The organism is Microvirga sp. GN3 (assembly GCF_055792825.1).
The window spans coordinates 1-11,137 of the sequence record NZ_JBVVAK010000213.1 but is presented as its reverse complement, the minus strand read 5'-3'; the positions used below and the strand labels follow the sequence as shown (position 1 = coordinate 11,137).

Here is an 11,137-nt window from a genome sequence, read left to right as displayed (position 1 = left end):
CGGCCGAAGGCTGAAGACCCTCAGGGGCCTCACACCCTACGAGTTCATCTGCAAATGCTGGACACAGGAGCCCAAACGCTTCACCTTTGACCCGGTCCATCAAATGCCGGGACTGAACACCTAGACGCCGATGTCCTGACCCGGATCTCGGCAGTTCTCGGGATCTATCAAGCGCTGCGAATCCTTTTCGAAACGGAACAGGAGGGCTTGTCATGGCTTCGCGGGCCGCATCAGGCCACGGTGTTTGGAGGTCATCCGCCGATCGAACTTATGACTGATGGCACCCAGGACAGCCTCCTGACCGTACGGCGCTTTTTGGATGCGGCCCGTGGCGGCCTGTACATGGAGCCCAATGAGGTAGACCGAAACTTCATCCCTTATGACGATACGGATATCCAATTTTCGTGACCAAGGTCTCTGAAGCACCTTACCCGACTTATCGCCTGATCCCGTCCCAGTTTCCGCCCATTGGCCTGTTCGACACGGTTGCAACGCCTGCCGATCTGTCGGCGGTCATGGACTTGGTCGGGTGGACCAATGACCGGCTGGTGGCCAGCCGCATTGCCCGCCTTCCCCAACAGGAATGGGTTTATGGCCGACCAAACGCCAGCATCGTGATGGCGGCGTTCCTGCACGTCAGCCCCGCCGGCATGCGGTTCAACTCGCCCGACCTCGGGGCCTGGTACGCTACCAGCGAAATCGAAACGGCAGCAGCAGAAGTCGGCCATCACCTCCGACGCGAGGCGGTGGCACGAAGCCTTCCGGAATTGACACGGGTCTATCGAAGCTATTCAGCACGACTGCATGGTGTCTACCTGGATATTCGCGGCCAACAGACAGAGCGCGCCGATGTTTATGCGCCTGATCGCTACGATGCCTCGCAGCAATTCGGCGAAGCGATCCGTCGTGCAGGTGAGGCTGGCATCATCTACGACAGTTTGCGGCGCCGTGGAGGAACCAACATCGTTGCACATCGGCCCACGAATATTCGCGATGTCACGCAGGCTGATCATTTCGAGATACGCGTTCCGGCTCTCGGACGTCGAATTGACGTGCGGAAACTCACCGCCGCTTAGACGGAGAAATCATCGAGCCAAGAGGTCTTTGCTAGCGGACACCTCTCCCCATTGGTAGCATTAGCAAGCGGCATGATCTTCTTCATGCCCGAGAAAGCACCAACGAACCGCTGGACTGCCTTTGGTTGGCATTTGGCGGAAGGGATGTTAATTCGTGCATCCCTTAACGTTTGTTTCTGTGTGGAGCGATGACGCTGCGTCTCCCCGCCTGAAATTCATTTTCAACGATCAGGATTTGCCAGATGCCCGGCATCGCACGTCAGTTCGAGCCGCAGATCACCCGTACCGGTGGAACTCCCTCCAAGTACCGCTTTACTGCCCGATGCTCGGGATGCCATAAGACCGACACCTACGAGTCCAGCACGTCTGTGGGCGACGATTTCGTCAAAGGCTACTTCAAGGACCGCGGCTGGCTTCTCGCCCGCGATCGCGCCCATGATCTGTGTTCGGCTTGTCTGGCGAGACCCCATGGAGCTCAGCAGCCGAGCCAGCGCGACGAAGTTCGGCACCACAGGTCGCCAGAGGGTGCGAACTATTCAAGTCATCTGACCGTTCCTGCAGACAAGCGGTCTCGAGACACCGCTGATATCCTGGCGCGCCACCTGGGCAAGCCCGAAGCCCTCGCCGCGGAGGTCTTTCGCCCCAAGCCAGTGCAGGCCCCTCGCCCACCAGCTGCGGACGTGCCCCAGCAGGTCGCACCAGCCCCTGCCCTGTCACCCGAGGTGGAACAGGCCCTGACGGGAATGGCCGCCGAGCTGAAAAGCCTTCGCTCCACGATGGACCTGATGGCTGAGCAGATGGGCAAGCTGGTCTCTCTTGGCACTCAGCAGATCGAGGCCATGGCTCGTCTGACGCCTCTGATGGTGCAGTCGGTAGAGGGGATCTCCGGAAGCCTGCGGGAGGTTGCCAGCGCGATCCAATGCATCCCGACCGTTTCCACCCCTGCTGGGGAGGCTTTGAAGCCGTCAGCCAAAGCGACAGGGGTTGAGGGGTCGCCGGCACTGCAGCTTAATCTCCTGCAAGGATTGGACCAAGCGGCCGATCCGGAAGGAGAGCCTGCACCGATAGCGGCGGAGACGAAGAAGCCACCCAAGCAGGGCCAACGTCCCAAGAGGCACCCGGTACCCGCGTCAAAGGCGGGCTCTGCGCCTGTCGTGGTCAAGTCGATCCCCGATGCCAAGCGTTCGGATCGGTTCTACACCGTCATCCGACTGCCACGAGAGTTGTGGGACCAGGCTGGCTTCGGATCGGAAGACCGCCTGCTGCTCGACTGGAGCGGTAAGACCCTAACCATCGAACGTGCTATCGAGGGCGGGGTGAAGCCGAAGACGATCGGGAGCACGTCCGTGGTCCTTCAGTCCTGGAAACTGGGGAACGTGAACTTTGACACTTCCCGATTCACCGGCACGGGCGGGTCCTTGCGGGTCAACGGCGCCGAGACGCAGCCGAGGGGCTGATCATCACAGGGCAAGTACGGTTTGTCCAAATGAACTCCGGAATGCACCCTACTATCGGTAAGCCTAAGGTCCGCTTGACACAAATATATAACGTTGATAATGCTCGTTCATACGACCGGGCGGCCACTTCACACGACCCGTGTTGTCATGGCGACGTAGAGCGCTTGGGATTCTGATCGGGCTTTGAGGCCACATCCCCCGGTCACTGTGCAGATGGGTCCCCGCGGCGGCCCCTGCAGGGAAGGGGCTCGCGGGGTGCGTTCCGTTAGTCCTGCCCGTGCCGAATCCAATGCAGGTCATCCCATACTCGGATGGCTTCAGTGATCAAAAATTCCCCTGCCCTCGCACTTGCATCGTCCTGCCAGAGTTACACAAGTAATTCATTAATAAACGAAGTCTTGCGCGTAAGGACGCCGCGCGATCTTCAAGTTGACAGCGCATCGATTCCAGAAAGCCCGCGCCAACGAGGGTTGCCGCCGGCGTTGCGCAACGCCGAGCCAAGGGCGCGCTTTGACGCGTCACCAGAGTTCCATAGCTGGTTAGACCTCTCGCGACGACTCCAAGGACGGATCGATCCCTGATCGGGCTCTCCAACGCCGTTGAAGCATTGGGCCACGCTGCCCCTCGGGACGCGGCCCACTCCACTTCCAAAAGCTGCTGACGGAAGCCCGAACGCGAGGCTCCATGCAGCGCATACTGCAAGACACTCCATGTCCGATATTCTCCATGCCCGCATTGAGGCCATGCGCCTCAGCTTTTACGACAACTCTCCTAGAAACAGGCTTATCAATTTGCCAGCTAATGGCAGTCGCCGGATGCTAGTTCTGCAGGGATCTGCGCGTGCACTACGAGGTGCACTTGACGCCGGGCAGGTTCTTGAGATCGGCAAAGACATCGAGACACAAGTTTCGCTACCGCTCGCCCGCGAGATACTCTGCGAGATCCTGGAAGAAGATGCCTTGCTGCAGGATCGGCAAGGACTCTCAGCCATCCGACTTGGCCTTGGAGTCGCCGCCTGGAATCATCCGAAAAGCGGGAAGATGTATTATGCTCCGCTGGTCCTGAAACCCGTTCAACTGGTGGTCGGGCCTGATCGCATCCTGATGCGAGGTGCATCGCTTCCCGACGAAGTTAACGAATATCTTCTCCGCAACATCGCTGTTCGTAAAGAGCGTCTACCGCAAGATCCCCTTGATGAAAAACGGGCTACCAGTTTCAACGAATTCGCTGGCTTCGAGGACCGCGCCGTATTTGGACTGTTTCCCCAGACTGGTCAGGCGATGGCCGACCGGCTTGATACCGAAAAACACCCTCACCTGCTGACGCATACGACGCTTCGGCGCTTAGCCGTCGCAAACGATGCCGCCGCACTCGCCGCAAACCAGCCGCCAGCATGGCAACCTTTGGCCCTTCAATCGCAAAACGCGCAGGCGGCCAGCCGTGACAGCTTTCAAGATGAGATCATCACACTCGTCCGCCGCGGGTGTCCGGAAATCGTGGTCCAGGGTCCGCCGGGTACAGGAAAGTCCCAAACCATTGTCAACATGATTGCCAACGGAGTAGCCGACGGAAAAACCGTTCTGTTTATGGCAGAAAAAATGAATGCAATCGAAGTCGTTTGGAACCGCCTCAAGAAGACCGACTACTCCGCTCCAGCGCTCATGCTTCAGGGCACAGGGCTCGACAAGGCAAGTATCGCCAGCCGACTTAGAGTTACCGCAAACTCCGATATTCAGAGCATGCTGAGGTCTTGCTCGGTGCAGGCTCGTCCCCAAGCGATTCTGACTTCGCCACAGGCCTTCGCTCTGTACATACCACAGGACTGGCGCTTCGACATGCTCATAGTCGACGAGGCGTCTCAGATGCGTTTATCATCAGCGGCCTCGGCTATTGGTGCTTCGAAGCAGATCATCGTCTGCGGCGACAGCAAGCAAATGCCGCCGAATCCTCCCACATCTATCACAGGCACAATCGATACCGACGATATGTTATCAATGAATCTCTTGTCTGCCGCCGAACAGGTGGGCTTTCAGAGCAAGATGCTCAAACGTCATTACCGCTCACGGCACCCGTCGTTGATCGATACTCCTAACCGACTTGAATACGATACCGAACTGCGAACAGTTCCATCGCCTCTCCCGTCGGACAAGTTTGGGCTTCACTATCACTATGTCGAAAGCGTCTATGATCGCAAGTCACGAACGAACGTCTTGGAAGCCGAGGCGATCGTAGAGGCGGTTCGCGCTCAGATCAGAGAGAATCCTGGCTACACAATCGGTATCATCACGATGAACGAACCTCAGCGCGCCCTTATAAAAACGCTTCTGGAAAGCGACAACGGGAACGCGGCGATTCCCGCGACAGCGAATCTGTTCGTTCGAACCATCCAGGACATTCAGGGAGAAGAGCGCGATACGATTTTTGTATCGCTGACGTATGGACGCACCGAGACCGGTGAATATCACCGGAATCTGGGTCCTATATCTGCCCCACATGGCGAGAACCGTGTCAACGTGGCGATGACCCGCGCTCGCTATCGAACATCAGTGTTCAGCGCTTATGAGGCAACAAGCTTACCGATGACGGGCAGTAAAGGGGTGGAGGCTCTCCGCTTTCATCTTCATGCTGCCCAAGCAGGACACCAGGCGCTCGCTGGTAAGGAGTTTAAGAGCGCACTTGCGAAGGACCTCGCCCCCGAGCTCTACACGGTCAAACGGTTCGGCCGCGCACTTATGGTTCGAAAGGGGCCAAGAAGGTTAGGCGGATCCGATTGGAAGTATATCGGCATGATTTATCTCACTGGCACTGTCAACGAGCTTGAAGAGGCATCCGAGAAAGAGCAACTGCGGTACGCTGGCTGGAGGGTCACCGACTTTCCTCATGACTTAGTGGATGTCAGTGACATTGCGGATCGACCGGAGCAAAAGGCACTAATCCGCACTCTCAATGACATGAGTAGGTACTCGTAAGTTCGTCTAACAGGCCCTCAAAATTACCGGGTCCAACGACTGCGCAGCAGCGTTAGTTTCAGCCTGCTCTAGGGCAAGCACCGCAGAACTAAGAGTTCAAATTTAAGACAATCGCGAGAAGAAAGACATGAGTTCTTTTCCTTATCCATGGGGCAAGATGCGGCCGAAGGCTTGGCGCAATGCCTTGAAGCGCCAACTGACCGAAATTGCCTCGCTGCGGGTGGATGCCGCCACAGCCTACCAGCGGATCAATAAGCAATGCGATGACAATGAATTGATGATTCGTCAGCAGATCGAATTTGTCGACAAGGTTACGGTCGGTGGAAAGTATGATAGCCAAATTGCTGAGGTCCTTCTACCAAGCTACCGTCACGTTTTACGTATGGACGACTCGACAGAAGTTACTGTCCGGTCTGAGGCCCGCCTGCTGCGCAAGTCGCGGGCTAAGGTCCGAGTGACGAAAAATTCAGTCATGGATATCATGCGCGGAGTGAGCCCCTTGGGTCCAGTCGTGAGCGTTGACCATATCAACGTTAATTACACGACATTGGAATCGCTTGTCGGCTTTGAACAGCACGCCCCTGCGGGTCCAAACCCCGGCGACAACGCTGCGGGTCAAGAGCATCCGACGTTTGGATCTTCTGTTAGCGGCGAGGCTGCTTTGGAGGCCGAGCAGCAGGAACAGGCTGAGAAGATCGCGCAGCAAAATGCGTTTGTGAGTTTTGAGGAAAATTCAGCCGGTGGCCTCGAGCAACCGAGCGAAAACAGAGCTTGCTATGACTTTTCGGACCCGTGTGACGAGGAGCGGTTTCCGCCCGAGCTGACTCTTCTGTACCCAAAACTCGAAAGGATCCGCAACTTCAGGGTAGTGCTTCCTATCGATGAAATGCCTGAAGACGATTACAAAGCATGGGCGAAGGCCGTATGGCATGGCGATCTGCCGGCGGATGAGCAAGAGGAAAACCTGAACATCGATATGAAGTATTATGGCAGAGGAAAAGCTTTCATTGCCAACACAAAAAGTATGCTTTGGGACCATATTTTAAACGAGCATGACCGAAGATTAGTATGGCCATGGGTTCGCCTACGTCTCCAATTCGTCGATACATTCATGCTCAAACATGAAGGTAGCAGCTATGGCGATGATGACTTGGATGGTCTGGCCAAATTCGATTATATGGTCGAAGGTCAAGTGACCCCCGAGCAGCGGCGCCAATATGTTCAGATCATCGATTTGCTGCAGTGGCCAAAGGGCACGTCGCGCCGTGAGCTTATTCTGAGAGCCGACCCTGCATATGATCTTGACCTCCTTTACGAGTATAAATCATTGCTCGATTACTCCTCCGACGCTGGCCCAGCGAAAAACATCCCCGCCTGGAGAAGAATGCGGGAGCCGCGGCCATCCAGCGTGGATGATGCACTCATGCGGCTATATGAACGATCGAGCGAAACACGGTTGGTTTGACAACTGCTCTTGAAGCTGACGTGTCTTGGTAGACACCCGTGTGAGGGTGTCTACTCTCATGGTAACTGACTTTCCCCACGTTCCACAGTCTATGAACAAACACAGAACGGCTCAACAGCGTTCGGGTGCCTGAATCGGTACCTTCACGTCTCAGGAGGAAGGCGACATGGCCGACCAGGTTCGACCTATAAACGACGAAGGCGAGCTGGAAGTTGAGGTTACTGCCGTCATAGAGGACTTCGGTGGCGATCCACGCGCTGTCATCAGGGCGCTTCTCGTCGAGCAGGACATTCTTGAGCAGCGGATCGGACGATTGCCTCGGCCCTGTCGTTCGGTTATGTCCGCGGCCGCACCGGCGTTGACCCCGAACAATCCTGCTGAAGCACGGGTTCTGAAGTTCGAATCCCATACCTCATGGATATTCGAGACCATTCCGGCGGTTGAGGGCTCCTGTGATCGCTGACAGGCTGGAGTCTTTACGGCCTACACGCGACTTTCTCGCGCGGTCCTTGGCCGACATTCCGTTCAGCGGTCCGCATACCGTCAGTTCGACGGTGTGGTGCAGGCGATCGATGGATTGGCCCGGTCCTGCCGGGCAACGCGCGCCCCCGCGATCGTGGCAGAAGTTTTCATTCAACGACCTTATGCAGACCCAAGAGCACGTAAGCCTGGATGCCGCGGCGGGGGCTGGCGCCTCGTCCGGGAAGATCCTATACGGTCAGGACAGTCGATCCAGTGGTTTTGCGGGCTTGCAGATCCTGATGGGCCCTCGCCGCCTCCCGCAGCGGATACGCTTGGTTGACCTCGATCCTGACCGTGCCCGAGAGGACGACGTCGAACAGGTCGCGGGCGATGGCCAGCAGATCGGTCCGTTTGTCCGCATAAGTCCGCAAGGTGGGGCGTGTCACGTAGAGCGAGCCCTTTTGGGCCAGAATCCCGAGATCGACCGGCTCGACCGCACCGGAGGATTGTCCAAAGAGCACCATGAGCCCTCGTGGAACAAGACAATCCAGCGAGGCGGAGAACGTGTCCTTGCCAACCGAGTCGTAAACCACCGGGACCATCTTGCCGTTCGTGATCTCCCTCACCCGCTCGACGAGGTTTTCCCGCGTGTAGACGATGGGATGATCGCAGCCATGGGCCCTGGCGAGTTCGGCCTTCTCGTCGTTGCCGACGGTGCCGATGACGGTCGCGCCTAGCGCCTTGGCCCATTGGCATGCGATGAGACCGACCCCACCGGCAGCGGCGTGGAACAGGATGGTGTCGCCTTCCTTGACCTTGTAGGTCTGCCGGAGAAGGTACTGTGCTGTCATCCCCTTAAGCATCATCGCAGCCGCCTGCTGATCCGAGATGCCGTCCGGCAGCACAACCAAGCGATCTGCCGGCATGATGCGTTCTTCGGCGTATGCTCCCTGGGGACCTCCCGAATAGGCTACCCTATCGCCGACCTTCACATCCGAGACACCGGCTCCGACCGCCTCGACAACACCCGCCGCCTCGGTGCCGAGGGCGCTTGGCAAGGACGTGGGATACAAGCCAGACCGCACGTAGGTATCGACGTAGTTGAGGCCGATGGCGGTGTGGCGGATGCGGGCTTCTCCCGGTCCGGGCTCGCCGACATCGACCTCTTCCCAGACGAGAACGTCAGGCCCTCCGGTCTCATGGAAGCGAATGGCGTGAGGCATGGTGCGATTCCCTTCCGTGATCGATCGTGGCTTTACCTTAGGAGACTACGGACGGTCCGCAAGGGGGAGGAAAAGCAGTCCCTGCCTCGAAGTTCCGGGTGCGGGCGCATGAGTTTCTCGAACCTCGGCGAATTGTATCGGTAAGTCTAACTATGGATGTATTGCCATCTTGCTTCCTCAGGCTCGAGCCTTGCCCGCAAGGAGGCGTTTTCTGCTTCCAGGTGAGCGATCCAATCCCGCATGGCACCCAGCCCCTCCTCGATCTGGGGGAGCATGAAGCGTGGCATGATATGCTGCGCGCAGTTCCAGTCGAATGCTTCGAGATGGAAGACGAAGGCTCGTTCGATCCTGGCCTTGTACTCGGGATGGGTGAGTTCAGCCGCCAGGTCCGGCGCATCCGCAAGGTCGACCACCTCGACCCGGGCGTAGATCTTCAGCCGCTGCCTCCCGGCATAGTCCATCAGGAAGAGTGATGCCCGGTTATTGGCGGCGAGGTTGCCGAGGGAGATGTACTGCCGGTTGCCGCGAAAGTCGGCGCAGGCCAGCTGCTGCTCATCCAAGACGCGCAGGAAGCCTGTCGGGCCGCCCCGGTGTGGACAAGGCCCATCCGCTCTCCGAGACGGTGGCCATGTAGAAGCTGTCCCGCTGGGCGATGAAATCGGCTTCGGCTTGCGTGAACTTGTTGAATGCGCGATGTCCCTTGAAGTCCTGCCAGAGGTGGTCGCTGCCCATCGCGGCCTGCGCAGCACGAACGCTCGGCGTAATGGCAATGTCAAGAAAACCATAAGGCATGAACTTCTCCTTCGGGAGCCAGAAGATGCTCGGCGAGGACAATCTATCCATTACTCTGGCAAGCATAATCGATTATTTATGAGAATGACTCTCTCAAAATATGGAAGAATCGGTGGACCGCCTTGAAGCGATGTCGATCCTGCTCCTGACGGTCGAGAAAGGCAGCTTCTCGGCCGCGGCGCGGGAATTGCGCATGCCGCTGCCGACGGTCAGCCGGAAGGTGAGCGAACTGGAGGCCCATCTCGGCACGCCATTGCTCATTCGCACGACCCGCAGGTTGAGCCTCACCGAAGCCGGCACGGCGTATGTCGCTGCGGCCAGGCGCATTCTGGAAGAGGTGAATGAAGCCGAGCGAATGGCGGCGGGCGAATTCATCACGCTCCGAGGCGAACTCATCCTAACGGCACCGGTGTTATTCGGCCGTCTTCACCTGCTACCCATTGTAGCGGAGTTTCTTGATGCGTTTCCTGAGATCGATGTGCGGTTGGTCCTGTCGGACCGGAACCTTCACCTGATCGACGATCACGTTGACATGGCGGTGCGGATCGGCTCCCTGCCGGACAGTAGCATGATCGCGACCCGCGTCGGCAGCATGAGGACCGTCGTCTGCGCCAGTCCGCGGCTCCTTGGCGTTCATGGGTATCCGAAGACACCGGACGATCTCGCCGGCATGCCATGTGTGAGTTTTGACATGCTGGCAGCCCAATCCAATTGGGTCTTCCAGGGTCGAGGTGCCAAAGCCGCCACTCAGGTGGCGGTGCGACCGCGTCTGATCACGTCGACGGCTGAGGCGGCGGTGTGGGCTGCGGTGCAGGGCGTGGGTGTCACCCGGGTGCTACACTACCAGTGTGAGCAGGCCGTCTCGGACGGGAAGCTCGAAATCGTCCTGTCGGCGTACGAGCCAGCCCCGCTGCCGATCCACTTACTCCATGCCGGACGTGGTGCACTGCCGCTGAAGATGCGGGCCTTTCTCGACTTCGCCCCACCCCGATTACAAGAGCGGCTGGACCACCTCTCATAGAACTTCCGGTAACGACCGCAACAACTGTCGAGCCGTGAACATCCGCACCGAGTCAGGCAGCGGCATAGCGGCCCTTGAGGAAGTTCTGGGTACGCAAAGATTGCTACCCTCGAGCGTCTCAGGATTGCCAAAACCAGACGGTCCTCATCCTTCCTTGCCTACCTTGTTGATCGTCCAATTCTGCCGGCCTACGAACCATGAAGTTCAGACGGCCACTGCTTGGTGGCCGGGCGAGCCGAAGCGGCCATGCCCTCCTCCTTGCCCTAGTGCAACTCCTGCGCACGAGGGGCCTTCACCGGCAGTTCTTGTCGCTCCGATCAATAGCCCACAGACGACTGAGCCGCGCTAGGATGTGGTCGCTATCATTCTGGCCGCAGCCAGATCCGCTTGGCCCGTCCGGGGAGACGCTCCCTGATGGCCGAACGGCAACGGCGCATGCACACACGGCATCACGGTTCTGTCTAGCTGTGCGGGTTCACGGGATGGCAGGCTGGACGAGTGCAACAACCACAGCCTTGATCGTTTCAGTCGAGAAAATCAATCCCGCACTAAGTGTTCAGTCCCGGCATTTGATGGACCGGGTCAAAGGTGAAGCGTTTGGGCTCCTGTGTCCAGCATTTGCAGATGAACTCGTAGGGTGTGAGGCCCCTGAGGGTCTTCAGCCTTCGGCCG

The 11,137-nt window shown here is 58.2% G+C and carries 7 protein-coding genes and 4 pseudogenes; 8 read left to right on the top strand and 3 right to left on the bottom strand.

Translation table 11 applies throughout. From position 1 onward, the window contains the following. The 7 genes and pseudogenes from ACS5Q1_RS43380 to ACS5Q1_RS43350 form a co-directional block, all read left to right on the top strand. A pseudogene (locus tag ACS5Q1_RS43380) lies at window positions 1–124 on the top strand (IS481 family transposase); the annotation flags it as partial. Continuing rightward, window positions 109–408: pseudogene (locus ACS5Q1_RS43375) on the top strand (MbcA/ParS/Xre antitoxin family protein); the annotation flags it as partial. The pseudogenes ACS5Q1_RS43380 and ACS5Q1_RS43375, both read left to right, overlap by 16 nt. After that, entirely contained in the window at window positions 405–1,076 is a 672-nt protein-coding gene (locus ACS5Q1_RS43370; RefSeq protein WP_473104031.1) for an RES family NAD+ phosphorylase, read from the top strand. The pseudogene ACS5Q1_RS43375 and the gene ACS5Q1_RS43370, both read left to right, overlap by 4 nt. Window positions 1,077–1,318: 242 nt before the next feature. Then, window positions 1,319–2,533: a hypothetical protein gene (locus tag ACS5Q1_RS43365; protein WP_473104030.1), complete on the top strand. Its 1,215-nt coding sequence runs from the start codon at window positions 1,319–1,321 to the stop codon at window positions 2,531–2,533. 710 nt (window positions 2,534–3,243) lie between these two features. Beyond that, window positions 3,244–5,502, top strand: a complete 2,259-nt coding sequence (locus tag ACS5Q1_RS43360; RefSeq protein WP_473104029.1) for an AAA domain-containing protein — start codon at window positions 3,244–3,246, stop codon at window positions 5,500–5,502. A 127-nt stretch (window positions 5,503–5,629) separates the two neighbouring features. Then, entirely contained in the window at window positions 5,630–6,967 is a 1,338-nt protein-coding gene (locus ACS5Q1_RS43355) for a hypothetical protein (RefSeq protein ID WP_473104028.1), read from the top strand. Between the two features lie 166 nt (window positions 6,968–7,133). Then, window positions 7,134–7,430, top strand: coding sequence for a hypothetical protein (locus ACS5Q1_RS43350; protein WP_473104027.1), 297 nt, complete (start codon window positions 7,134–7,136; stop codon window positions 7,428–7,430). Between the two features lie 247 nt (window positions 7,431–7,677). Here the strand turns inward: ACS5Q1_RS43350 and ACS5Q1_RS43345 are convergent, their stop codons facing one another. After that, window positions 7,678–8,652, bottom strand: a complete 975-nt coding sequence (locus ACS5Q1_RS43345) for a quinone oxidoreductase family protein (protein WP_473104026.1) — start codon at window positions 8,650–8,652, stop codon at window positions 7,678–7,680. Between the two features lie 146 nt (window positions 8,653–8,798). After that, window positions 8,799–9,444: pseudogene (locus ACS5Q1_RS43340) on the bottom strand (pyridoxamine 5'-phosphate oxidase family protein). A gap of 112 nt (window positions 9,445–9,556) precedes the next feature. On the opposite strand from ACS5Q1_RS43340, the gene ACS5Q1_RS43335 reads away from it, so the two are divergent. Next, entirely contained in the window at window positions 9,557–10,465 is a 909-nt protein-coding gene (locus ACS5Q1_RS43335; protein WP_473104025.1) for a LysR family transcriptional regulator, read from the top strand. 548 nt (window positions 10,466–11,013) lie between these two features. Here the strand turns inward: ACS5Q1_RS43335 and ACS5Q1_RS43330 are convergent. Then, window positions 11,014–11,137: pseudogene (locus ACS5Q1_RS43330) on the bottom strand (IS481 family transposase); the annotation flags it as partial.

Coding starts and splice junctions, on each gene's coding strand:
- ACS5Q1_RS43365 (WP_473104030.1), top strand. CDS start 1,319: ATGCCCGGCATCGCACGTCAGTTCGAGCCGCAGATCACCCGTACCGGT.
- ACS5Q1_RS43360 (WP_473104029.1), top strand. CDS start 3,244: ATGTCCGATATTCTCCATGCCCGCATTGAGGCCATGCGCCTCAGCTTT.
- ACS5Q1_RS43355 (WP_473104028.1), top strand. CDS start 5,630: ATGAGTTCTTTTCCTTATCCATGGGGCAAGATGCGGCCGAAGGCTTGG.
- ACS5Q1_RS43350 (WP_473104027.1), top strand. CDS start 7,134: ATGGCCGACCAGGTTCGACCTATAAACGACGAAGGCGAGCTGGAAGTT.
- ACS5Q1_RS43345 (WP_473104026.1), bottom strand. CDS start 8,652: ATGCCTCACGCCATTCGCTTCCATGAGACCGGAGGGCCTGACGTTCTC.